Annotated in this window: 24 protein-coding genes and 3 pseudogenes; 8 read left to right on the forward strand and 19 right to left on the reverse strand. The window is 65.5% G+C overall.

Features of this window, described 5'->3' with window-relative positions; translation table 11 throughout:
• Positions 1-662 precede the first annotated feature (662 nt).
• From JIW86_RS00215 to JIW86_RS41890, 8 genes are all read right to left on the reverse strand, one after another.
• Complete coding sequence (locus JIW86_RS00215; protein ID WP_257551938.1) at positions 663-1,265, reverse strand: sigma-70 family RNA polymerase sigma factor; 603 nt, start codon at positions 1,263-1,265, stop codon at positions 663-665.
• Positions 1,262-1,450: a hypothetical protein gene (locus JIW86_RS00220; RefSeq protein ID WP_257551939.1), complete on the reverse strand. Its 189-nt coding sequence runs from the start codon at positions 1,448-1,450 to the stop codon at positions 1,262-1,264. The genes JIW86_RS00215 and JIW86_RS00220 overlap by 4 nt, the downstream gene beginning before the upstream one ends.
• A 296-nt stretch (positions 1,451-1,746) precedes the next feature.
• Positions 1,747-2,013 (reverse strand): hypothetical protein, encoded by a 267-nt coding sequence (locus tag JIW86_RS00225; RefSeq protein ID WP_257551940.1) that lies wholly within the window; start codon positions 2,011-2,013, stop codon positions 1,747-1,749.
• A gap of 114 nt (positions 2,014-2,127) precedes the next feature.
• The gene (locus tag JIW86_RS00230) at positions 2,128-2,451 is read right to left on the reverse strand and encodes a hypothetical protein (RefSeq protein ID WP_257551941.1); all 324 of its coding nucleotides are present in this window, start codon (positions 2,449-2,451) and stop codon (positions 2,128-2,130) included.
• 353 nt (positions 2,452-2,804) lie between these two features.
• Positions 2,805-2,987: a hypothetical protein gene (locus JIW86_RS00235; protein WP_257551942.1), complete on the reverse strand. Its 183-nt coding sequence runs from the start codon at positions 2,985-2,987 to the stop codon at positions 2,805-2,807.
• A 402-nt stretch (positions 2,988-3,389) separates the two neighbouring features.
• Entirely contained in the window at positions 3,390-4,457 is a 1,068-nt protein-coding gene (locus tag JIW86_RS00240) for a DUF5677 domain-containing protein (RefSeq protein ID WP_257551943.1), read from the reverse strand.
• 292 nt (positions 4,458-4,749) lie between these two features.
• Positions 4,750-5,778 (reverse strand): ATP-dependent DNA ligase, encoded by a 1,029-nt coding sequence (locus JIW86_RS00245; RefSeq protein WP_257551944.1) that lies wholly within the window; start codon positions 5,776-5,778, stop codon positions 4,750-4,752.
• 964 nt (positions 5,779-6,742) lie between these two features.
• Positions 6,743-7,099 carry a hypothetical protein gene (locus JIW86_RS41890; RefSeq protein ID WP_416237708.1) on the reverse strand — a complete coding sequence of 119 codons (357 nt, stop codon included), beginning with the start codon at positions 7,097-7,099 and terminating at the stop codon, positions 6,743-6,745.
• Between JIW86_RS41890 and JIW86_RS41895 the strand changes: the two are divergent.
• Positions 7,013-7,379, forward strand: a pseudogene (locus JIW86_RS41895) (IS110 family transposase); the annotation flags it as partial. The gene JIW86_RS41890 and the pseudogene JIW86_RS41895 overlap by 87 nt on opposite strands.
• A 15-nt stretch (positions 7,380-7,394) precedes the next feature.
• On the opposite strand, the gene JIW86_RS00260 reads toward JIW86_RS41895, so the two are convergent.
• Positions 7,395-7,637, reverse strand: a complete 243-nt coding sequence (locus JIW86_RS00260) for a hypothetical protein (protein WP_257559625.1) — start codon at positions 7,635-7,637, stop codon at positions 7,395-7,397.
• Positions 7,638-7,705: 68 nt separating this feature from the next.
• Between JIW86_RS00260 and JIW86_RS00265 the strand changes: the two genes are divergently transcribed.
• The gene (locus tag JIW86_RS00265; protein WP_257551946.1) at positions 7,706-7,999 is read left to right on the forward strand and encodes a hypothetical protein; all 294 of its coding nucleotides are present in this window, start codon (positions 7,706-7,708) and stop codon (positions 7,997-7,999) included.
• Between the two features lie 280 nt (positions 8,000-8,279).
• Positions 8,280-9,074, forward strand: a complete 795-nt coding sequence (locus JIW86_RS00270) for an IS5 family transposase (protein WP_257551947.1) — start codon at positions 8,280-8,282, stop codon at positions 9,072-9,074.
• Here the strand turns inward: JIW86_RS00270 and JIW86_RS00275 are convergent.
• The 8 genes and pseudogenes from JIW86_RS00275 to JIW86_RS00310 all read right to left on the reverse strand — a co-directional run bounded on the left by JIW86_RS00275 (position 8,972) and on the right by JIW86_RS00310 (position 15,459).
• Positions 8,972-9,568 (reverse strand): hypothetical protein, encoded by a 597-nt coding sequence (locus tag JIW86_RS00275; protein WP_322975467.1) that lies wholly within the window; start codon positions 9,566-9,568, stop codon positions 8,972-8,974. The genes JIW86_RS00270 and JIW86_RS00275 overlap by 103 nt on opposite strands.
• Before the next feature lie 252 nt (positions 9,569-9,820).
• A pseudogene (locus tag JIW86_RS00280) lies at positions 9,821-10,140 on the reverse strand (transposase); the annotation flags it as partial.
• 104 nt (positions 10,141-10,244) lie between these two features.
• Positions 10,245-11,372, reverse strand: coding sequence for a DUF3376 domain-containing protein (locus JIW86_RS00285; protein ID WP_257551948.1), 1,128 nt, complete (start codon positions 11,370-11,372; stop codon positions 10,245-10,247).
• 236 nt (positions 11,373-11,608) lie between these two features.
• Positions 11,609-12,676, reverse strand: a complete 1,068-nt coding sequence (locus JIW86_RS00290; RefSeq protein WP_257551949.1) for a patatin-like phospholipase family protein — start codon at positions 12,674-12,676, stop codon at positions 11,609-11,611.
• A 443-nt stretch (positions 12,677-13,119) separates the two neighbouring features.
• Positions 13,120-13,461 (reverse strand): annotated as a pseudogene (locus JIW86_RS00295) (transposase); the annotation flags it as partial.
• A gap of 40 nt (positions 13,462-13,501) precedes the next feature.
• Positions 13,502-14,560 carry a NucA/NucB deoxyribonuclease domain-containing protein gene (locus tag JIW86_RS00300; RefSeq protein WP_257551950.1) on the reverse strand — a complete coding sequence of 353 codons (1,059 nt, stop codon included), beginning with the start codon at positions 14,558-14,560 and terminating at the stop codon, positions 13,502-13,504.
• Positions 14,561-14,684: 124 nt separating this feature from the next.
• Positions 14,685-15,074 carry a hypothetical protein gene (locus JIW86_RS00305; RefSeq protein WP_257551951.1) on the reverse strand — a complete coding sequence of 130 codons (390 nt, stop codon included), beginning with the start codon at positions 15,072-15,074 and terminating at the stop codon, positions 14,685-14,687.
• 166 nt (positions 15,075-15,240) lie between these two features.
• On the reverse strand, positions 15,241-15,459 hold the full coding sequence (locus tag JIW86_RS00310) for a hypothetical protein (protein WP_257551952.1): 219 nt from the start codon (positions 15,457-15,459) through the stop codon (positions 15,241-15,243).
• Positions 15,460-15,900: 441 nt separating this feature from the next.
• Here JIW86_RS00310 and JIW86_RS00315 point away from each other — a divergent pair, with 441 nt between their 5' ends.
• Positions 15,901-16,182 carry a hypothetical protein gene (locus JIW86_RS00315; RefSeq protein WP_257551953.1) on the forward strand — a complete coding sequence of 94 codons (282 nt, stop codon included), beginning with the start codon at positions 15,901-15,903 and terminating at the stop codon, positions 16,180-16,182.
• Positions 16,183-16,653: 471 nt separating this feature from the next.
• Here JIW86_RS00315 and JIW86_RS00320 read toward each other — a convergent pair whose 3' ends face one another.
• Positions 16,654-17,961: a sensor histidine kinase gene (locus JIW86_RS00320; RefSeq protein ID WP_257551954.1), complete on the reverse strand. Its 1,308-nt coding sequence runs from the start codon at positions 17,959-17,961 to the stop codon at positions 16,654-16,656.
• Positions 17,962-18,029: 68 nt separating this feature from the next.
• On the reverse strand, positions 18,030-18,713 hold the full coding sequence (locus JIW86_RS00325) for a response regulator transcription factor (RefSeq protein WP_257551955.1): 684 nt from the start codon (positions 18,711-18,713) through the stop codon (positions 18,030-18,032).
• 165 nt (positions 18,714-18,878) lie between these two features.
• On the opposite strand from JIW86_RS00325, the gene JIW86_RS00330 reads away from it, so the two are divergent.
• From JIW86_RS00330 to JIW86_RS00345, 4 genes are all read left to right on the forward strand, one after another.
• Positions 18,879-19,175, forward strand: a complete 297-nt coding sequence (locus JIW86_RS00330) for a hypothetical protein (RefSeq protein WP_257551956.1) — start codon at positions 18,879-18,881, stop codon at positions 19,173-19,175.
• Positions 19,176-19,592: 417 nt separating this feature from the next.
• Positions 19,593-20,411, forward strand: coding sequence for a transposase family protein (locus tag JIW86_RS00335; RefSeq protein ID WP_257551957.1), 819 nt, complete (start codon positions 19,593-19,595; stop codon positions 20,409-20,411).
• Positions 20,387-21,184 (forward strand): transposase, encoded by a 798-nt coding sequence (locus JIW86_RS00340; RefSeq protein WP_257551958.1) that lies wholly within the window; start codon positions 20,387-20,389, stop codon positions 21,182-21,184. Before JIW86_RS00335 ends, JIW86_RS00340 begins: the two co-directional genes overlap by 25 nt.
• A 166-nt stretch (positions 21,185-21,350) precedes the next feature.
• The gene (locus tag JIW86_RS00345; protein WP_257551959.1) at positions 21,351-22,058 is read left to right on the forward strand and encodes a barstar family protein; all 708 of its coding nucleotides are present in this window, start codon (positions 21,351-21,353) and stop codon (positions 22,056-22,058) included.
• Positions 22,059-22,131 lie beyond the last annotated feature (73 nt).

A 22,131-nucleotide genomic window follows, 5' to 3' on the forward strand; every position in this document is an offset into this window, starting at 1 on the left:
TGGGGACAGGGCCCAGGAGCGGGTGCTCCTGGTCTTTGATGTAGGTCAGGAGCGTAGGGGGAAGGGCGTGCTCGGTGTGGGCCCGGATGAAGGGCCCCCAGCGCCTGAGCGGAGTGAAGGCATCGAGGTCGAGCCGCTCTGCCCAGAGGGCGGCGTCGTCATATTCGGCGTGACGGCTGTGTTCGAGGAAGAGGCAGTAGACGGCCGTGTCGCTGTCCGCGCCCGCGGCGAGCTGCCACCAAAACCGTGCACCGTCATGGCCGAGGAGATGGAGCAGGCAGGCGAAGACCAGCACGTCGTGGTCGTCGGCCGGGCCGGCGGCCAGGAGGCGGCGCAGCAGCAGGCCGGAGTCGGGGGAGAAGACCATGAGCACGCACACGGCGTTCAGGGCGCGGCGTGCGTCCTCGATGTCTGCGGGATGGTCCTGATGCGGGTCGAGCCAGTGCAGCGGCCGCGGTCGCGGGGTGGCACTTTCCGGACCGGGCTCGGGGAGGTCGGTGACCGTCCCCCGGCTGGGGACCTGCGGGCGGGCGAGGGAACCCGGTCACCGCGGCGCGCCAAAAGGCGGGCTCGGGCCTTGGCCATGTCGTAGTCGGCATAGCGCCCCGGGAGCGGCGGCCGGGAGAAGAAGGCTTGCAGGTGCCGGATGAACGCAGGCTCGCTCACGACCTGACCTTCCCGTCGTCGCTGGGGATGTCGAGCACCTGCAGAAGACGGGCGCGGGCCTGGCGCACGAACGAGCGCACCGTCGCCTCGGCGACGCCCATGAGCTGGGCCGCGGCGGCGGTGTCGAGGTCCAGCCCGAAGCGCAGGATCACTGCGTCCCGCTGCCTCTCGCTCAGGTGCTCGATCGCCTGGGCGAACTGGAGCCGGCCGTGCACGGCCGCGAAGTCGTCCCGGCCGTCGACGACCGCCGCGAACGCGGAAAGATCGGTCGGCAGGGCCTGCCTGTCGCGCTTGCGCCGCTGGTCGCTGATACGGCTCTTGAGGATGCTCCACGCGTAGCCGGGCAGGTTCTCCATGCCGAGCATGCGCTGCCAGTTGTTCATGATCTCATCGAAGGTTTTGTCGGCGGCGTCTTCCGCATCGGCGTCAGATCCCAGCTGTTTGTAGGCGAAATGCAGGTACGGCTTGTACCGGTCGTCGTGGAACCCCCAGAACGACCTCTCATCGGCAGTGCTCCAGCCGGCCAGGGCGGGATGCTGAGCTGAGGCGTTGGATGGGTGTTCCACATCTGTGGAGTCCTCCGGCTCTTCATAGGTCACTGCTCCACCTCGAGGTGGAAGTCGTCTGGCGCCGCGGCGGGGTGCCGGGCGGCACCCGTCATGCCGGCGATGCCGACCCGGACGCCCGCGGCGAGCAGTCGTCGGCAGCAGCGGACTGTGTCGGGTCCGAACACCCGGACGACCAGTGCGGTCTGGAGGACCATCGCTACAGCAGAAAGCCGCACGTGTCCCACCCCTTCGTCGTTGGAAGACGCCGTACCCCTCCCCCACGGCGTCAGAGGCGCCCGCCTCCACTCATATAGCGATCCACAGGGCCCCATTCGTGCACGACAAAAACGATCAATTCCGAAACGGCATACGGAAGAAACACGGCCTGAACCAGGCAGCAAAACCGCGCTCTCGACATGGCGACCGCCGCAGCCACCCACGACGCCCGTGGCCGGCGGCCGCAGCAAGGGCCGCCGCACGGCCGGAGCTGGAGCGACTCCGAGGTGTCGGCCAGGATGGGGTGGGGCGGTGGTCAGGGCCGGAGGTAGCTGCTGAGGTAGCTGCGGGCCGCGGCCTCGCTTGTGCCGAGCGCGGCCGCCACCTGCCCGATCGGTACCTCCCCGGCGATGAGCTCGTGTGCCGCGTCCTGGCCGACCCGGCCGATGACGTAGCGCAGGTCGGCCAAAGCCTTCAACGCGACCAAAGGTTCCTCGGCGGCCAGGCCGTCGAGCCGGCGGACGAGTTGGGTGAGGAGCTCGGTGAGCTCCCCGGGGAGTTGGACGGTCGCGTCCCGGATCACCGACAGATGCGCGTCGTAGTCCGCGACCGGGCCGGACAGGTCGACGTCCGCCTCGTACAGCGGCTTGTCCTTCGGGAGCGTGGTCCAGTCGAGCGGGTACTCGGGAGAAGCTCGTCAGCCGAACGGAGCGGGGCCGAGTCCTGAGCAGCCACTCTCGCGCGGACCGCTGGTGGCCATGAATTCGCCCTCGCGTCCGTCGGGCAGACGCAGAATGCCGGGAGCTGCGTCGAAAAGATCAACGTCATCGTCCACGGCCAGGGTGAGGCTGCCAGCCCATGTGCTGTGCCGGTCGTAGCTGAATTCCGGGACGGTAGCCGGGTCCAGGCGGATAACGAGTGAAGCGGCCACAGCAGCCTCACGGCCGTCGGGGAAGACGACAACGGCGGGGCCTACGTAGCGCGGACGTCCGTCATCCTGATGAAGCTTGTTCTCCGACATACCCCCATCCTGGCCTGCCGGCTGCACCGCGCATACCCACCCGCCCTGCCGGTTCCGACGGATCCCGCCCGGTCTCTTCAGTCGAGAAGCTCGCGGTGGGCCCCGCACCCCGCGGCGAAGCCCAAAGCGAAGGCACGGCCGAGCGCCCCGGCGCCGCACCACCCGAGGCCGCCACACACCCCGGGAATGGCGCTGGGGACATCCGGGAGCTCTGCCCCTGCGGCCGCCCACGGTGTCACCAGCCCCGCCGTCACCGCACAGAGCTGCCCGGTGCGGGTACGCCACCCGGCGCTCTACCGCAGGACTGCTGCGACGTTGCCTTCAGGCGACGGCGATTCCTGCAGCGGTGGGTCTCACATACCGCCGGGCCCGGTGCGTTGCTGGTGGTGCAGCCAGGCCGTCAGTGCTGCCTGGAGCTCGGCGACTTCGCGGGGGTTGAGGGTCTGGCTGGCGGCGTCGGTGTGCAGTCGTACTCCCGTGGCTGTGATCGTCCAGCCCGGAGCGCGTCGCGAGGCAAAGGGCTTGTACGGGCGCACCAGAGCCTTGCTGCCCCGTCAACGCCCCGGGCGGAGCGCGGGATCGGCCCGGCCACCTGCTGCGGATGCCGGACACTTGGGTGATGATCGAACGTCGCGCCCTCGGTACCGGCCCGCACCCTGCAACTCCCCTGCGCCGCCGGCGGCTGCCCGCCGGGCCCGCCTCGCTGCCGAGCCGGCTGACGATTCCGGCGCAGCGCCCGAAAGTCCCTCGGTACCCCGCTCCCCCGGCCGCCGCCCCCTGGGAACCGGGACGAACGCCGACCGCTGACCGGCTATCACCGGGTCGGAGCCTCCTGCCTGCTTCGGCGGCTCGTCCCTGCCTTTACATCTTTGACTTGAGTGAAATCAGCTTCGGAACCACGAGAGGTTCGCGTTTCTATGCCCCCTGAAAGGGGTTACCTACCCCTTCCCCTTCACCCAAGCAGGGACACGGACTGGCTCTCCGGAAAAAATTGCAGACGCTTTCACCCATTCACTGCCCGGCTTAGGTGCCACGGGAACAGAATGCATTGAAACCGTATACGGCTTACCTTCTTCCAGTAGACCTGCGTGGACCTTTTCACTCCGGAAGACCTCTCGCGCCTGCTCCTCCAACCACTCTGCACTTTCCGGCGGGATAGCAAGTTTCACCATCTTCATAACGGGGTCCCAGTAAAACCAGCGCATTCCCCCACTGGGGTACATCGCCAATAGCGCAACGGGGCCAGGCGGCGGCTTCTTCGGCCAAAGCGTCCGATCCAGACTTTGGAGAGAATTTCGATATACAGGCCAGCAGGCTATTACCCTGTTTAGCGCGGCGACTACTTCACTGCAATTAACCGAGGATCTCTTCTCTACCTCCCTGACGAAGTCACGGAAGAAGGAGATTCCTTCGAGGTAGGAAAGCACCGCAAGATCGAAAGAAGGTCCGGTCCTGTGCACGCTCAGTCCGGTTATGTCGGCATAGGTTCCGAGGACTCCTCCCGCGCTGCCATGAGTAACCTGTGACAGCAATCGATACACGTCATACCCACTGCCGTAGCCATGAGCGGTGGCCATGTCTCGGAGGTTCCTCGCACCCCAGCCTCGTTTAAAATTGCTCCCGTATCGCGCAATGACAGTTCTCAGATGCGCGGCCCCATCACGCTTGATCCTTGCAAGCCGCGTGCGTTCCCTCTTGTGCTCGGCTCCCTTTAGCAGAGGAACGCCGCGGGTAAGGCTTCCCAAGAGGTCTGCTGTCACTGCTCTGTGCGCTAGGTACCTCTCGGCGGAGTCCGCCGAACTCATAACTTCACAGTAATTCACAAGGTGCTCATAAAGTGATCGAGAGGCGCGGGCAGCATCCCTACCCTCTCCCTCAAAAAGACGATCCAATAGGGAATGGAAATCATTCCAGGCATGGTTGCCGATAATTAGGGCGGCTTTATTGCCCTCTTGAGTGAAGAAGATTCGGATTACGACATTTAGCTCGTCCTGCATCTGCGTCATAACGGGCTGAAGTAGTTCTAGCTGCTCCTGAAGAGCAGTACGTATTTCATGGCGCAGGGCAAACCCGCGCTGCGAAGGCGAAATACTCAGGTCTACTTCCTGAAAAATGCCATCCATGACGCTCCCTCACCCCTACCCCCAGCCCTACGAGCGGACCTTAGGGGGACGCTATCTCACGGCATGTCGCCATAGGAAGACAATTAGGGCTTTCTATCAGTACCGCAGGTCCGCCCGCGGGAGATCTGCCCCTTCCGCAACGGCAGAGGAACTCCATCGTCCGTTGGACCTGACGTCAACCGGCTGCAGCCGCGGGGCCCTGGCCGAAGCGCGGCACATCCGCCACCGTCGCGTCCAGGCGCAGCCTCTTGAAGCGCAGCGGATGACGGAAGACTCCGCCGTGGTCGATGGCGCGGTCGGCGCTGACTTCGGCAACCAGGTCGGGGCGGACCACCGTGATATCGAGGATGTCGCGGGACCCCCATGACGCTGTGAACCGGGCCTCCTCCCACGGGTGCCCGGGGCCAGCGGCGGTCAGGTGCTCCGCGACCTGGCGGGCCTGGTCCGCCCTCAAGGGCACAGTGCGGCCGACGGGGCGCAGGCGGCCCGCTGTGTCGTGGCGGCCGAGGATGAGCAGCTGCGGGAGGGTGAGTGTGCCGGTGATCGCGCCGATGACCGTTTCGGTGGTGTCCCGTCTTCTGATCTTGGTCCAGCCGCGGTAGTTCGGGAGATATTTGCTGGTCAGGGGCTTGATGACCAGGCCTTCGACGCCGGACACGTCGGTCCAGTCCTCGAGCCACTCCCGCGCCTCGGCCACGTCTGTGGTCATCGGGCACAGCGTCCACGGCGCGGTCAGTCCCCTCGCCGCGAACAGAACCTCGAGCCTGCGCCGGCGCTCCCGGTACGGCAGGGAGAGCAGCTCGACACCGCCCTCGCTCTGAAGGACGTCGAACGCCACGAAGTAGGCAGGCAGGCGGGCAGCCAGCGCGTGAGCGGTGCGGGCGCGGGCGGCGGCCCGGCGCTGCAACCCCTCGAACGACAGCGCGCCGGCCTCGGGATCCCAGACGAGCACCTCGCCGTCCAGGACCAGGCCGGGCGGGAGCTGCTCGGCGGCCGCGACGAGATCGGGGAAACGGTCCTGGACCAGGGAGCCGCGGCGGGTCTGGAGAAGCACTCGGCCGCCGGGTTCGGACGGGCTGAAGACGAGCATCCGGTGACCGTCGAATTTCTGCTCGTACGCCACCCCGGCAGTCAGCAGGCCCGGGGGCGGGATCATCTCGGCCGCCTGCGCGAGCATCGGCTCAACCGGTGGATGCAGCGTCACTCTGACCCTCTCCGTTACCCCCTTCCAGGGTCCCCGAGCCGCCCGCCTTACCTCACGGCGCCCCGCCGAGCGGAGGCGCGCACTCGCGCAGAAAATCGAACACATGATGGAATAGAGGAATCCGCACAACAGGAGCGCGCCATGACCTCCCCCACCCCCTCCGCCAGACCCCAACCCGTCACGTGGGCTCCCAGCCAAACCGGACCCTGCGCAAAATGGCCTGTTGACTGCACTAACGGTGCTCACGCCCCATCGCCGTGATTTGGGGTCGGGCGGCGGTCAGACCCCGGGAAGCGGATCGGCGCGTCGGAACGCCGAGAAGCGATGGGAGGGGGCGAACTACGCCTGACTATGCGACAGTTCATGATGCCGTGTCCCTGGTGCTGGGAGAAAGGCATGATGTGGCTGACGAGTTGGAGAGCGAGTGGCTGACGGCGCGCCAGGTGAGCGCGTTGTGGCCGGGCGTCGGTGCTGGCTCGGTGTATGTAAATGCGCTGGCCCATGGAGTGCGGGTCCATACGGAGAGCTGGATGACCACTACCGGGTCCGCCGGTAAGGAGTGGTATCACGCCGGCGACGTGCGCCGAGTGGCCCCGCAGATAGCAGCCCAGCCACCCCTCAAGGACTCCCAGCTACCGTGCTGTCTGGTGCTGATCGTTCTGGCAGCGGCACCGCTCGTGTGGCTGGCGATACAAATAGAAAGCGCAGGCGGGTGGTGAAGGTCATGTGGCTGCGCGGCCGGCCAGCCGCGGGATGCTGGGGTGTCAACTGCATCATCTCTTGCTCGTTGGGCAGGGCGTTTCCGAGCCTCAGTAGCTGTATCTCAACCGATCATGGAACGTACAGGTCGAACAGGGTTCCAGATGGGGTGATCTTCCAGCTGTACGCGCATGAGGGCAGGGCCTCTCGGTAGCTCGGGGATGCGAATCTGACCGAGCAGTACCAGGAGGCCCTGTGCCCGTACTCAGACCATCAACCAGATCCGGACCCTCATCGTCACCGCGCCGTCCGTGTGGTGCGCGACAGGCTGCAGGAACTGTCCACGCGTGAGCTGGTCGACACCCTGGCCCGCTCCCGCCCAGCCGGCGAACTCGAGGACCCCGCCTGCGCGGTGAAGACCGCGCTGCGGCGCCTGGCCCGCCGCTACCAGGCACTCGACAAAGAGATCAGGGAAGCGGACAAGGAGATCGGGCCGCTGGTCACCCAGGCCACTCCCAGGCTCATCGCCCTGCCCGGCGTCGGTCCCGAGACCGCCGGCCAGCTGCTGACCAGCGCGGGCGACAATCCAGGCCGCCTCCGCTCCGAAGCTGCGTTCGCCCATCTGTGCGGGGCCGCCCCGATCCCGGCTTCTTCCGGCCGCACCAACCGGCACCGGCTCAACCGGGGCGGTGGACCGCGCAGCCAACAACGCACTCCACACCATCGTGCTTGTCCGCATGAGATACGACCAACGCACCCGGGAGTACGTGGCCCGGCGCACCGCCCAGGGCATGGCCAAGAAGGACGTGGTGCGGTGCCTGAAGCGGTTCGTCGCCCGCGAGGTCTACCGCCAACTTCCCCATGTCATCAACACCGCCGAACCACTCCCGCAAACCACTTGACGATCTATAGGAGCTTCAACCAGCACCACGCCCAAACTGAACGGGGTTTGCAGCGACGAGCTCGACCTCGAAGCCGTCGTCGTTCTCCAGGTAGGCGGCATAGTGCTGCGCGCCACCGGCGTACGGATGGCGATCGGGAAACATCACGGGATCATTCGGGAAGGTACGCCCTTCGCGTGCCAACTCGAGGCCGATCCACAGGTCTTGAGCATTGCTCCGCCTTTCACGTATGGTCACGCCCACATTGTTGATCACCACTGGAGGAAATGTGCGTAACCTCATCGGCAAGACCATCACGACCGTAGCTGTCGCCACGGTCACTGTTGGTGTCTCTTGGCGCCGCGCCCGCGCAGGCGTACGACGATTCGTCGTTCTGCTCTCGGATCGTCGGCACGTGCTGGTCGGGCGTCGTCAGCTCTAACGCCAGCGGGAACTGGATCAAGATCCAGGGGGATTCGCCTACCGCTGCCTACGTGAAGCTCTATGACTACAACAACGGCAACCTCGTTGGAGAACTCGTCGCCACGGGCGGCTACAACGAGACGACCATTTATGGTCTGTACGGCCGCTACAGGGTCCGGGTCGACGGCAACTGGGGTTGGTACGCAACAGGGGGCTGACCAACCACTAAGTAGCTGAATCTCAACCGATCATGGAACGTGCAGGTCGAACAGGGTTCCTGATGGGGTGATCTTCCGGCTGTACGCGCATGAGGGCAGGGCCTCTCGGTAGCTCGGGGATGCGAATCTGACCGAGCAGTACCAGGAGGCCCTGTTGTCACATGTGTACGCGGTTGCGCCCGTCGACTTCAACTCGTCCGTCGTGTCGTGCGATTGTCTCGCGCACGTGTACGGCAACGCTGCCGATCATCCCGACCGGCAGCGCCGGTATCCGTCGGACATGACGGACGCGGAATGGGTGGCGGTGCGGCCCTTGCTGCCCACGCCGTCCTGGCTGGAGGGCCGGGGCGGGCAGCCCGAGGGCTACTGCCACCGCCAGATGCTGGACGCGATCCGCTACCTGGTCGGGGGCGGGATTTCCTGGCGGGCGATGCCCGCAGATTTCCCCCACTGGGCCCGGGTCTATGCCTTCTTCCGCCGCTGGCGCGAGAACGGGCTGGTCGCGGAGTTCCACGACCGGCTGCGCGGCCGGGTGCGGGAGCGCGAGGGGCGGGAGGCGGAGCCGACGGCCGGGATCATCGACGCGCAGTCGGTGAAAGCCGCCGCGAACGTTCCCGCCGCGTCACGCGGCTTCGACGGCGGGAAGCTGATCAACGGCCGGAAGCGGCACATCGTGACCGACTGCCTGGGCCTGCTGCTGGTCGTGGCCGTGACCGCCGCGAGCATCGGGGACCGCGAGGCGGCCGTCGGCCTGCTGACCCGACTGCGGGCCCTGCACCGGGACATCTGCCTCGTCTGGGCGGACGGCGGCTACACCGGCTCCCTCGGCGACTGGGCCCGGCAAAATCTCGCCCTGGCTCTGGAGATCGTGAAGCGCACCGACGATATGGAGGGGTTCGTGGTGCTGCCGAGGCGGTGGGTGGTCGAGCGCACCCTGAGCTGGTTGATGCACTCGCGGCGTCTATGCCGGGACTACGAGACCCTGACCGCCACCAGCGAGGCGGTGATCCAGTGGTCGATGATCACACGGATGAGCCGCCGCCTGGCGAGGCCACGAGCCTGCGGCCGGCACTGAACGCGCCCGACGCCTCCTGCAGCAACCACCCGCGCTCGGCCAGGCGTTTCGCCTTCGACCGCACCCTCGACCTTCGCCGCCACCGTCACCTCGATCCCCAGCGCCCCCGCGATGTCCCTGGCCCGCACCGGCTCGTGACCCGGCCGGTCCTGAAGCACGTTCAGGATCCGCTGGTTGTCCAGCGAGAGCACCTGCACCGACAACCCCTCCCGCCAGAGCGGCACGATCGCACCCGGAACCGACGCGGACACAGGCCCAGGAACGGGAGTGGGCGCCGTTTCTCCCGCGTCCTCGGCTTCCGCCGCGGCAACGGTCTCGGCGGCGGACACGGCCAGGGCCTCGACGAGCTCTTCGCGTGCGATCACCCGCCGGTCCAGCTCGATCTCACCGGCCGCCAAGGCCGCAACCGCACGGGCCGCCTCCTCCCGCAGCACCTCCACCCGCTCACGGGCAGACGCTTCCCGCGCCTCCAGCAACCCCAGCATCGACGCCATCGCACACCCCTCGACGAACAACCGGAAGCAGAACGCCGGATGTCTCCCTCACCCCGACCGAGACCATGCCTGACCAGCAAGAATCAAGCGATCACGTTCGGTTGAGATACGGCTTCTGAGGGTTCGTCCGTCGAGGGGCCGTGTTGCCTCTGGTGATCCCACCAGAGGCTCGCGTTGTCAGTGGGTGCTGATAGATCACCTGGCTATGAGGGATGAGCCCGCTTCCGCAGTAGATCAGTCGAGTCGAACGCGCCGCGACCAGTCCAGTTCACCGCGGGCGCCGAGTTCGTCGAGTTCATCGAGTTCGTCGAGGATGACGCGGTGGAGGCGGGCCCAGACCCTGGCCCGGCTCCACTGGGCGAAGCGTCGGTAGACCGTCTGCCAGCTCGGGCCGAACACCGGCGGAAAATGCCGCCACGTGTAGTTCGAGGTCGCCACGAAGATGATCGCGGCCGCGTCTCGCGGTCGCCGGCACGCCGTCGGCCCCCGCCCTGCGGGCGTATCACCTCTGTCGGCGGCACCACTTGCCGGAACAACACCCACAATCCGCAGGAGTGGCGAATGGATCTCAGGCGGCCGTCAGGCCCCAGACTGACCGACACGAAATAGCCCGCGATGCGGACCCCCGAGCCGGAGGCGTAGCGTCACAACCTTCATTGTCGGTCACGATTCATACTTACTCAAATCGGGAGAACACCCAAATAAGCAAGACCACCTCGACCACGAAGAAAGCTACAATGACACCCAACGCCCGATAGGTGCTTACGGCAGCCCGCACGGCGTCGGCCGGCGTTTCAGCTTTTCCAGTGGCGTACTCTTTAACCGCCCTCCGCTGAACAAATCCCGCAATCATGCGAATGATCCCCTTGGCTCCGAAACCCTTAGCGAGGCCCATGAGGTCAAAGATTGAACCGAAGAGATCAGCCACGACCTTCTTGGCTCCTTCAGTCTCAATCGCACTCTTCATCAGCTTTTTGTCGTTCGGTTCGCCGAGCTCCAAGAGATTCTTTAGCATCCACTCGCGGGGGTCATTGAGCGGTGGCGCCTCTGCCGCCAGGATCGCCTGGTGAAGTTCAAGTTCTCGCTTGCGACGCTCTTCCTCGGTATTGAATTCAAACAAACACAATAGGTGGTGCGCCGCATCAAGGCGCCCCCATGTGAAATCGCTTTTTCGCCAGTCGCTCTTAAAGAAGGCTGCGAAGTGTTGAAATCGGATTCCGTATAGCTTTCGGTCTCCCATGTCGTGGAATCTATCCTCGAACAGTACTCTGCTCATTTTATCGGGCCCCAGCCGCAGAAACTGGAACTCGGGCATGATCGGTTCGACGAGTTTGGCGGGAGGGGCGTAGGCGCGAGTTACTACTTCGACGGCCAAACAGGCACCAACAGCATCTTCTGGCTCTTGCATCCAAGATTTAATGTTTGCAGCCCGCAGCGTCCTCACGTACCGGGCCCCCGCCTGGCCAACAAGTTCTCGTAGACGCCTCGGGATGCCGAGTTCGCTGAACGTGCCTTGGATGAAAGACGCTGCACCCTCGTCCGAGAGTAGGGCTTCGGGTTCAACTTCGAGCGGGATTCTCGACCCGAACGCCTCCATGATGGCAGCAGTATCGCGCAGTCGCTCAGTGATAAATTCTGCACCCTCGATTAGCCGTTGCTGTTGTGCGTCTGTAAGGATATCCTCCTTGAGGTGATTGTGGAGTTGATGACTTAGTGATTGGAGTACACGCTCTGCTGTGACAAGGCCCCAGCGCCAGTCGCCGTCACGGTCAAGCGGCGAGGTGATCTGACTGGGGTCTTGCAAGGGAACCCAGTTGGGCCGAGGAGTAGAATCGATCAGTGCGTCAATTTGCCCTGGGCCGGTTTCACGAGTAACGGCCAGAGAGGTGACCGACGTGTCTTCGGCTAGCCGTCGGCGCAGTTCGAGGATGGCTCCACATGCTCGATTTCGACGGTACTCGGAGAGCAGTCCTTTAGCCAGTTTGCTTAGCCCTAGCGGCAAATTCCTTATCCTCCTCCCCGCTCACCCGTCGAAACAAGTCAAGGTGTGCGTCGCGGCCAGTTGAGGTTGAATCGACTGTTCAACTCCTCGATGCTCGACCGAAAGTCGGCTTCCTGTGGATAGTTGGCAGCACAGAATGCTACTTTGCCCCAGGGTGCCTCCTCGTTGATTTTTCCACTAGCCCCGTGCTGTCCGCGACCTGCTGACGGGACAACATATACGAGGACCCGCCGCACGGGGGTGTCCAGCGTGCGATGGGAGATAGCTTCGAGAACAGGCTCGAATGGTGCGTTATTTAGCACCCCGCCATCAATGACGAAGCTAGCAGGATCATCATGAGCCATCTTTGGATGCACGCGATATTGCATGATAGGAGTCTCATTGACGGGTGAGAATGCGATTGGAAAGCTCCCCGTGGAGCGTGCAGCACGAATAAGCCCCTCGGCATGCTTGGGAATGAAGTCCCGCCGCACTACATGCTTGAAATCCCATTCCCCGTCTGTGCGAGTGTAGATGACGGCCTTATCGTCGTGCTGGAAACGATAGAGGCGGCGGTGATCGCGTACCGCAAATTCGTTTCCGAACCCGTCCGTATAGGAGCGGCCGCGCCCGGCTAGGGAGGTCGCTGGCAGGAATAGGGTAATAGGAGCACGGAGGAATTCAGCGCCCACACTGATGTTGTTGATTGCCTCGCGAACCTTATTCTCGAACGACTCGCCACTCAATACGCTCGTCGCCGATTTAGGAACGAGTAGTTTAGCGAGAGAGGCGGATTCATCCCAAACTTTGCGGAGATCGGGAAGAGCTGCACCGCGCCCAATGGCGGTGGCAAGGAGTGCGCCGTTCAATCCGCCAGCCGAAGAGCCAGCGATAACATCGATCACCACGCGAGTGCGCGAGGACTGGGCGATTTCCTTCCAAACATTGAAAGCCATCCTGTCGCGATCATCGACAGTGTCTTCACTTGCGGTACCTGAAGCGCGGCGCAGAAGGTCAAGTTCGTGTGTAACACCCCCCATCCAAACAGCCAGGCTGACTCCTCCATTTAGGACAAGAGCCAGTCGCGTCTCGTGGTTTACTGGGCGCGAGGGCAGGGGGTCGCTCATTCCATGCAACGTACATGTGTGAGCCGTTGTCGGACCGCATTGCAGGCACTAATAGGCTATATGGAGCACTCGAAGGAACCTGTTCAGACGAAGAAGCCAGGTGAGGGGTGGAATTCGACCCTGCTCCCCCAGTACCAGCCGCGCCGCGTGGGACTGTTCGCCGCCGGCCAGTCGGTCGATATGCAGCGAGACCAAGCGCTGCGCCTCCGCTGTAGTGCCCGGGCACAGTCGCCGCCTCTGGTCCAGCAGACGAAGAGGCTGCCGGACAGCCTGGAACGGTATGGAGTAACCAGAGGGTATCCCGTCCTTGCGGTCGCCTGATGCCGCGACCGCAAGGAGGCCGTGCTGCTGCTGCGCTTGGCGGCCACCCCCGCAGTTCCGGGAGCCAGCGGCCGATGTACTGGGCCCACGCACAATGAAATAGGGCCTGTGTGATGTTGTGATCAGTTGGCGGCTTTCAGGAGGTCGTCGATCCAGATCATTGCGGCGCGGAGGTGGAGGCCGGCGAGGTAGCTCCCGGGTGCCTTGTCGTATCGGGTGGCGATGCCGCGCCAGGCCTTCAGCTTGTTGATCAGGCGTTCGACGGTGTTCCGTTCCTTGTAGAGATCGGCGTCGTGGCTGACGGGCCGGCCGCCTCTCGCGCCCTTCTTCGTCCGGTGGGCGGCTTGGTCCCTCTTCTCCGGGATGACTGCCTTGATTCCGCGTTTGCGCAGGTAGGTGCGGTTGCCGCGGGATGAGTAGGGAGGAAGTCGGCGATCTTGCCCGGCATGTCGAGGGTGGCCAGCAGCTCCGGGACCGGGACGTCCTCTTGTGCCGCAGCCCTGCTCACACCCGCACGTAAAAGTGATCACCATTCTGAACACGGTTCTTGGCGTAGAAGCCGGCGAGGAACCCGCCTTGCATTTGCTGCTCCTCCGCGGGCACCCAAGCCACGCCTCTTGCTTCCTTCGGCGTGGCGGTGCCGCCATTGAGGGTGGAAGCGAAGGGGTATTCGTCGCATTGCATGCCCTTGGGAGCCCGGCCAACGACGGCGGGCCCGCAGACAGCGTTGCGGTTCTGTCGAATCCGGGCTGGGTCGGTCATCCGGGTGAGGGCTTGCAGCGGCTGGTTGGGCACTCCGACGCCGCCGCGCTGCTGGATAGAGCGGATGCTGGCGGCGATTGTGGGCAGCTGGGCCATCTCAGTCATGGTCGGGATGAAGTGACGGACAACGCAGCCTGGCTTCTTACCGCGGAAGGTGTCGTCGCACCGGATCTCAGCGGCAAGCCGACCCGAATCACCTTTCTGGCCCTCGAACGATGGATTGGCCAGCTGCATCACGATGGTGCCCACGCTGATGTGGGTGTCATCTGTCATGACAGCGTCCTGAAAGAACAGGATGCCGTTCCAGTCCTGCCCAACAGAGGCGGTCGGGCCGGAGGCTGATCCAGAGGATTTGCAGGGGGTGTTGCAGGTGGCCGTGAGAGTGGTCACTGTGCCGGCGGTGCGGCCGAAGGCTTCGGTGACCTTGACATGCACCGAGGCGCGGTAGCGATTACTAAAAGACTCAGTATGGTAGCCAAGGGTAATCTGGAAGATAACTCCTCCTACGACCTTGCCGCCCAGCTTGTCAAAATCTTGGAGCACGAGTCTGGCGGGCATTGTGTCGCATGCTGTGAACCGCGAAACCGCCGGACAGTCGCGTTCCGCCCGCATGCCTGACGGGACCATCCTCGCCGGCCCGACGGTTGCCCCTACCCGGTCCGCAGGTTTGGCGGGAGCGGCTTCCGCTTGAGTGCCGCGCTGCCCTGGCGGGAACGGCTCGGCCCACGCTGCTGTGCTGCTGAGAGGCAGCGACAGGATCACGCCTATCAGCAGCAGCCGGTAGATACGTCGCGCACGCATCGAAGCTCCTTCAACAGAGGAACATGACCCGGGATACGTTTCGGCGAAACGAACAGACACGCGTGTTTGCGGCAGCTGTCAGCCGCCGCCGCAAAGGCGGCTTTCGAGTCGTGCTGACGCGCAGTCAAGGCGTCGAATCGAGCTCACTACGGAGGTGCTCTGCGAGGGCCCGGCAGCGCTGAGCCTCCTCAGCCTGCTTGGGATCGTCAAGGCTGTCACCGACCTCTGCCCACCGGTCCAACACAGCCAAAACCAGCGACCACTGAGATGCGCTCAGTGCGATCGTGACCCGCCGGCCAGGCTGCGGCCAGCTGGTGAACCCCTGCGGGTCAGATGGCCAGTCGGGCAGCGCATTCCAGCCTGCGCGGCGGACACTGAGGCCGAGTTCGACAACCCCTGCCTCGTCGCCCGTCTGGCCTTCCACGCTGGTCTCGGCACCCATCGCAGAGTCTATGACCAGCCAGGACTCGACCGGCAGCTCCACCGGGCGCGCACCGGGTTCGGTGGCATCCATATTTTCATGATGCTCGGCAGTGGAGTGCAGCGCGACTCGGTTGGCCCTACCTTTCGGGCCCACGGGCGCTTCGGTAGGTGCGCCCCGAGATGTCACTCGAACTGGCCTGCGGCCCATGGCACGCCGGCCTCGCCCACCGGTACCTCGCCCAGCTCGACCAGCGCGCCTACGCCGCCGTCGCGGCCGTCGTGTGCGCGACGGGGCCCGCGCCCTCGCCGCCCAGCTGCGGGCCGAGATCGAGGGCACCGCGTAGCCGTCGAGTAGCACCCTTGCCCTCCTCGTCCTCGTCCAGCTCGGGTGCGGCCGCGGCTGTGCCGGGACCGCGCGTACCGGGAGCGGCGCCGGGCGAACGGTGCGGTGCCGGAGCGCAACGCGTCTGCGGCATCGAAGAGCGTGCCGCCGGGACATCCTGGGCGGTCATCGGGCAGCCCTTCGGGATCAGCACCGACGCGGCACGCAAGCGGTGGGGATGCTGGGAGCTGGCCACCCGTGAAGAGCATTAGGCCTGATCCCGACAGGCAGGGTGGCGTCAGAACTCACCTTCCAGGCGGAGTCAACTGTCACCGTCAGAACCACCCTGCCGGTGAAGCGCATGCGACGGTCGGAATGCTGCGCCGTTCAGCCCAGACCGCGGCCGCGCTTCCGGCGCCGCGGCGAGCGGGCGGGCAGCGTGGGAAGCGGAGTCCGCCCGGAAGCCCTTCGCACGTCGACCGGGCGGACCGCCTTGTCTCCCACTCACCACGCGATAGAAGAGGCCCTTGACCGACTCCGCCTTGCCTGTCGTCGAGGGCGGCCACTGCCCTGACGCCGAGGTCCCCGTGCCGACGTGGCCGGAGGCATCGTGACCTCGACCGGGCGTGACCCGAATGCGGATCCCATCGTGGCGCACCATGTGACCTTGGCCTTTCAGCCCGGGCCTCCCGGGGTGAAGGGCGCCTGGGCCGATGGTTCCGTCGCCGACAGGAAGTTCCGCGGCTTCGTGGGTAGGTACGCGAGCCAGGAGGGGGACGTGCGCATCGAGCTGCTGGAGGAGACTGCCAGCGGACAGCTCATCGTGGTGAAGAGGTGGACGAAGGATCGCGGCGAGGAGACCCGGCCTCGGTCATGAGGGGCTCGGGGGGCTGCGGCCGTGGGGTGACGCGCGCGCCTGGCATCTGGACTTCTTCCCCGCAGCCTGGACTGAGCATCCGTACGACCGCGGCCCGGCCGGGCGGCGGGCGGAAGTGGCCGCGTACGTCGACACGGTGGCCAGCATCCTCGACAGCCGACTGCGCGAGAGCGACCTCCGCGCAGTGGCGGCCGCGTCGAGCGGCTCGACCAGCGTCACGCAGCCCTCGACGCACTTCACGGCTCGCTAGTCGACGAGAACCTGCGTCTCCCGCGCTGGGCGCTCAACTTCATGCTTTGCGAGGTCGAGACGCTTAACGCGGATCGTGAATGGCTGGGAGTGGCTGCGTAGGTCTCAAGCGAGAGCACTTATCGGTGGGTTCCGGCATTGTTTGTCGTCCGGAGAGCGTATGAATGTCGGTGAGAAGTAGGAGCACCTGGGGTGGGGCTCTCGGTGATCACGTGCCAGATGTCATCTGGCACGTCCGGCATCTCTCAGGGGCAGGCGGACGAGGAATCGAGCACCGGCATCGCTGTCCGTGATGGCGATGGAGCCTTCGTGGAGTGTGGTGATGTGGCGTGCGATGGCCAGTCCCAGGCCCACACCTCCGCTGTCGCGGGTGCGTGACTCGTCCAGGCGGGTGAATCGCTCGAAGACCCGCTCCTGATCCTCCTGAGGAATCCCTGATCCGTCGTCGTGCACCGCGAGCAGGGCGTTCGCCCTGCCCTCGTCCAGGGTGAGCGTGATGGTGATGGAGGCGGCGGCGTGCCGTTCGGCGTTGTCGAGGAGGTTTCCGACCACGCGGCGGAGGATCGCAGGGTGGCCTGTGATCATGACTGGTTCGGCCGGGAGAGCAACGGTGAGGGTGAGATGGGCCAAACGGCGTCGCCCGGCGACTTCTTCCTGTACCAAGGCCGCCAGGTCGACCGACTGGGTCTGGGCTTGATCTCGGCCTTCGAAGTCGAGACGCGCAAGGAGCAGTAGGCCGGTGACGAGGTGCTGGAGCCGCTCGGTGTCGCCGAGCGCCCCGCGGACGACACTCGGCCAGTCGGCCTTGCTGGGCTGGGTGAGGGCGATCTCCAGTTCGGCGCGAAGAGCGGCCAGCGGGGTGCGCAGTTCGTGGGAGGCGTCGGCAACAAAGCGTCGTTGCTGGTCCACGGTGTCCTGCAGTTGGTCCAGGGTGTGATTCATGGTGCGGGCCAGGCGACTGATCTCGTCGTTGGTGCCGGGAACGGGAACCCTGTGGTCGAGGTCGTGCGCGGTGAGTTCCGCGAACCGTGATCGGATCGCTTCTACCGGCCGCAGCACGCGACCGGCCACAACCCATGTGACTCCCGCCGCCAAGCTACTGATCAGGAGCACCGTCCCCGCCAGAGACCAGACGGCGATGTTAAGCAGCCTCTGCTCGTATTGCAGCCGGTTGTACACGTACCAGCCAGGCGAATCCGAGTTCTTGAGGAGGAAATAGTTGTGCAGTGCGGGGCGGGTGTGCTGTGGGTCCGACCACGGCCACAGGGACAAGGACCCACGTTCAGGACGGAACCCTATGTGCCGTCCGGTGGCTCCCCGACGCAGCTCAAGTCTGGTGTTCTGCCTCAGCATACGCACGGACCTGGTCTCAAGATCCTCATCAGTGGCGATTGCGTCCAAGGAGCTCGCGTGGTCATCGGCCCGCATTGCCTCTTGTGTGTAATCCTCCGCGGACTGCAAGAGGAACGGCCGCAGGGCGTGCGCGGCCGTGATCGCGGCGGCGGAGAGTGGAAGGGCAGCGGTGAGCATCGCGATCAGGGTGAGGCGGAGACGCAGTGAGGAGTGCCCCCGCCAGCGGGGAAGGCATACGCGTGGCTTCATGAATGCGCGTGGCCCGGTTCGAGGCGGTAGCCGGCACCGCGCACGGTGTGGATGGTACGACGCCCGAACGGCTGGTCGATCTTGCGGCGCAGCGCGCTGACATAGACCTCGACTAAGTTCACATCCCCGTCGAAGGTGCCGTCCCAGACGTGCTCAAGCACTTCGTGCTTCGCCACGACCTCGCCATGACGATGGGCCAGATACTCGAGCACGGAGAACTCGCGGGTAGTGAGGGCGACGACAGTCTCTCCACGGCGGCAGCGGCGGGCAGCGGGATCGATCTCAAGATCCCCGACTCGGATGACGGCGGGCCGCTCCCGTCTCCCCCGCCGGACCAGTGCACGCAGACGAGCGGTCAGAGCGACGTACGAGAAGGGCTTGGTGACGTAGTCGTCCGCCCCGGTGTCCAGCCCTTCCGCTTCGTCGTACTCGCCGTCCTTCGCCGTGAGCATCAGCACCGGAGTCCATACGCCCGCCTCACGCAGGTGGGCGCAGACCCGATACCCGTTGAGCTCGGGCAGCATCACGTCCAGCACGACCACGTCGTAGTCGTTCTCAGTCGCCAGTTCCAGTCCGTGACGCCCAGTGTGTGCGGTATCGACGGCGAATCCCTCCCCGATGAATCCCCGCCGGAGCAGCTCGGCGAGCCGCCTGTCGTCCTCAACTATCAATATCCGCATGGCCACAGAGTGCCCGAGCACGGTTGAAGGGACCCTGAAGATCCGTCAGGAACCTTCAGGGTCCCATCAGGACCTCGCTGACAGCATCCTCAACGCCGCCACCGCGGCAGCGAGCCGCAGCCAGCGGCCATCAGCGCGATCACTTTTGGGAAGGGAAACTCGAACATGATGAAGAAGACAGGTGCCGCCATCGCCGGACTCATGCTCGCAGCGAGCGGGGTCGCCCTCACGGCGACCCCGGCCTCCGCGAGCACCCCCTGCACGGTCGTCGAGGAGATCGGGTTCAATGACGGCTACATGCCGTACGTCTTGATCAACAACCGCTGCATGGGTCCGGTCAACGTCCGCGTCATCTGGGACTGGTCGCACGACTCCAACTGCACGACTCTGCAGGCCGGTACCACCCAGACGTTCCGCCCGAGCAATAACTTCGGCAGGTTCGACGACGTGGTGAGCTGCTGACGACACGCCGCGGGGAGCTGCAGCTCGCGGCCGGTGCGAACTGCATCGGCCGCGAGCCCCGAGAATAGAGCGACTAGCCAAGTGCGCTCGGCGCGTGGCCCAACACCTGGCCCCGAGCACGAGCCTGATAGCACGCTCGACGATCAGACACAAGCACCAGGGTGCTTCCGAATCTCGGCAACAAGGTTTTCGCCGGGGATGCACCGCTCTTGGTGCTGACCAACAATCGCTGCCGGTTCTCGGTTCTGGCACAGATCTTGGGGAGCGGTCGCGGAGCGTTACCCCGTTGTTCGATTGCGAGGAGACGGGTTCGCGTGAGACCGCGTACGCCTTGTCGTCCAGCAATTAGAATTGACGCTCCCTCAGGTCCCTGCCGCCCGCAGCTGCAGCCGGTTGTGGCCGGTGATGGTGCTGGTCATGCAGACCGATGCACCGTTCTGGGACTCGCTGGTGTTCGACGGAATCGACGATGTGGATGTCGAGGCGGTCACAGCCGCGTTCGGCACGGTCGAGGTGGCGGCGAGAGGCCGCGCGGCCGGCTCTGCATGTCCGGACTGCGGCCGTTTCTCGGACCGAGTCCACGACCGCTACCAGCGCAGGCTGAAAGACCTTCCGCTCGCTGAGCAGGGCTTTGTGATCCTGCTGACGGTCCGGCGCTTCATCTGCGGGTCGGCGGACTGCCCGCGCCGGACGTTCGCCGAGCCGTTCTCGCAGTTGGCTGCCCCGCACGCACGGTTCACCGCGCGGCTCAACCACGCCCTGGAGCGAGTGGGGCTCGCGTTGGCCGGGCGGGCCGGCGCCCGGCTGGCGGCCCAGCTGGGCTTCGGAGCCGGCCGGATGACCTTGTTACGGAGGGTCATGGCATTGCCCGATCCGCAGTTCGGTACTCCGCGCGTGCTGGGCGTGGACGACTTCGCGATCCGCCGCGGCCAGACCTACTCCACCGTCTTGACCAGCGTCGAAGACCATCGCGTGGTCGACGTGCTCCCGACCCGCGAGGCCGGGCCGCTGGCCGCCTGGCTGACTCGCCACCCCGGCGTGGAGATCATCTGCCGGGACCGGGCGGCGCCTACGCGGAGGGAGCACGGCGCGGTGCCCCAGACGCTCTGCAGGTCGCCGACCGGTTCCACCTGTGGCAGGGCCTCGGCCGAGCCGTGGAAACCTGCGTTGCCGCCCACCGCGACTGCTTGCGCGACCCTTCGCCCAGCAGCATGTTGCCGGAGGCCACCCGGCTGACTTCCGGCCGACCGCAGGACGACCCGACGCCCATCGGCCAGCGGGCTGAGCGCAAGAAGGCCGCGCACGCCCTGGTCCACGAGCTTCTTGCCCAAGGTCACTCGCGCCGGGCGATTGCCCGGCATCTGGGCTGGGGCCTCAACACCGTGCTCAGATATGCGAACGCCGCACGCTGGCAGGACACCATCCGCGAGAACCGGCCCCGACCCAGCAGGATGGACCCCTACAAGCCCTACCTGGAGCGCCGATTCGCCGAGGGATGCACCAGCGTCACCCGCCTCCACAGCGAACTCGTTGCCGACAACGCGCCCGTCACCTACCAGTTGGTCCGCAGCCACGTTGCCACCCTCCGTGGGGCTCCGGCCGGCGCGCCGCCCTGGCCTCCGACGGTGCGGCAGGTGACCGGCTGGCTCACCCGACACCCCACCGCGCTGAGCGAGGACGACCGCGCCGGCTTGAAGGATGTCCTGGCACGCTGCCCCGAACTGGACACGGCCGCCGGACATGTCCGCGACTTCGGCGAAATACTCACCGACCGCCTCGGCGCCAGGCTCCCTGCCTGGATCGACGCAGTCGACGCAAGCCAACTGCCCGGCCTCACCGGCTTCGCACTGCACCTGATCCGAGACCTCGACGCCGTGACAGCCGGACTCACCCTCCACTGGAGCTCCGGCAGCATCGAGGGCGCCGTCAACCGCATCAAGAAGATCAAAAGGCAGCTCTACGGACGAGCTGGCTTCCACCTGCTACGGAAGATGATCCTGCTGCAGTAGCCCCGCAATACAAGGACGGCGCCGAAGCTCAACCCTCCCGCTGCCCGTTCGCATAGAAGATGGTCATCGGCAGCCTCCTGACCTGGGCGGACGGTGCTCGTTGAGCACGATCTTCCCTCCTTTAATCGCTCAGGCTCCGAGCAAATGCCGTGCAAGGATCTCACGCATGATGACCAAGCCCACTCTGACGGAACACCGCTCCCCATGGGTCGTGTTCACCTCCCCAGCCGACCCATGGCTGGCGTCGGAAACGGCCGCACTCGTGCAGCGAAACGGTCTGGTCCTGAGGCTGGACGGCCGGGAAATGCGGGATCCGGCGTCCGTCTTCCGCACCTTCGCCCGGGAGCTGTCGTTCCTCGGCTACTTCGGCCACAACTGGGACGCGCTCGTTGACTGCCTCCACGACTGGCACGGTCCCGGCCACGGGAACCAGGACCTCGCGATTCTGATCGAGCACGCGGACGACCTGCTGAACTCGGACTTCCTCGGGCTGTTCGTATCAGTTCTCGCCCAGGCAGCCTGGAACTCCAACCTGCGCCTGGACGGCGACGGCGAGCTCGATGAATGGCGGCAGCGTATAGCCCAGCACTTCGTCTTCCTCCTGGACCACACTGCACCCGTTGCCTTCACGGAGAAGGCGGCCCGCGGCATGGACGTGGCGGTGGCGCTCGCGGACGGCCGCCTGCTCGCCACCCTGACCGACGTCGACTGGCCAGGGGCGGAGACCCCGCCTCCGCCCCTGGACGGCCGGCCCGCTCTCCTTCGCGGACAAAGAGATCCTCAGCGGCATGACCATCAAGGCCATCAAGCTGTTCCGAGACCACCTCGGCTGCTCGATCCACGAGGCCCTGGACATCCTTCGGTCCCGCTCTGAGCACCTGCGCCGCGAACATTCGAACGGCTGAAAGACGGGCCGCGCCGGCCAAAACAACTGGATTCGCTGAGTA

Origin of the sequence: Streptomyces sp. NBC_00162 (assembly GCF_024611995.1) — a bacterium.
In the GTDB taxonomy this organism is placed as follows: domain Bacteria; phylum Actinomycetota; class Actinomycetes; order Streptomycetales; family Streptomycetaceae; genus Streptomyces.

Excerpts from the sequence above, each read along its gene's own strand:
- JIW86_RS00230 (WP_257551941.1), bottom strand. The coding sequence starts at position 2,451 with ATGTCGGAGAACAAGCTTCATCAGGATGACGGACGTCCGCGCTACGTA.
- JIW86_RS00240 (WP_257551943.1), bottom strand. The coding sequence starts at position 4,457 with ATGACGCAGATGCAGGACGAGCTAAATGTCGTAATCCGAATCTTCTTC.
- JIW86_RS41890 (WP_416237708.1), bottom strand. The coding sequence starts at position 7,099 with ATGGGCGAACGCAGCTTCGGAGCGGAGGCGGCCTGGATTGTCGCCCGC.
- JIW86_RS00270 (WP_257551947.1), top strand. The coding sequence starts at position 8,280 with ATGACGGACGCGGAATGGGTGGCGGTGCGGCCCTTGCTGCCCACGCCG.
- JIW86_RS00275 (WP_322975467.1), bottom strand. The coding sequence starts at position 9,568 with ATGGCGTCGATGCTGGGGTTGCTGGAGGCGCGGGAAGCGTCTGCCCGT.
- JIW86_RS00290 (WP_257551949.1), bottom strand. The coding sequence starts at position 12,676 with ATGAGCGACCCCCTGCCCTCGCGCCCAGTAAACCACGAGACGCGACTG.
- JIW86_RS00300 (WP_257551950.1), bottom strand. The coding sequence starts at position 14,560 with ATGCGTGCGCGACGTATCTACCGGCTGCTGCTGATAGGCGTGATCCTG.
- JIW86_RS00305 (WP_257551951.1), bottom strand. The coding sequence starts at position 15,074 with ATGGATGCCACCGAACCCGGTGCGCGCCCGGTGGAGCTGCCGGTCGAG.
- JIW86_RS00310 (WP_257551952.1), bottom strand. The coding sequence starts at position 15,459 with ATGCCGCAGACGCGTTGCGCTCCGGCACCGCACCGTTCGCCCGGCGCC.
- JIW86_RS00320 (WP_257551954.1), bottom strand. The coding sequence starts at position 17,961 with ATGCTCACCGCTGCCCTTCCACTCTCCGCCGCCGCGATCACGGCCGCG.
- JIW86_RS00325 (WP_257551955.1), bottom strand. The coding sequence starts at position 18,713 with ATGCGGATATTGATAGTTGAGGACGACAGGCGGCTCGCCGAGCTGCTC.
- JIW86_RS00330 (WP_257551956.1), top strand. The coding sequence starts at position 18,879 with ATGATGAAGAAGACAGGTGCCGCCATCGCCGGACTCATGCTCGCAGCG.
- JIW86_RS00335 (WP_257551957.1), top strand. The coding sequence starts at position 19,593 with ATGCAGACCGATGCACCGTTCTGGGACTCGCTGGTGTTCGACGGAATC.
- JIW86_RS00340 (WP_257551958.1), top strand. The coding sequence starts at position 20,387 with ATGTTGCCGGAGGCCACCCGGCTGACTTCCGGCCGACCGCAGGACGAC.
- JIW86_RS00345 (WP_257551959.1), top strand. The coding sequence starts at position 21,351 with ATGATGACCAAGCCCACTCTGACGGAACACCGCTCCCCATGGGTCGTG.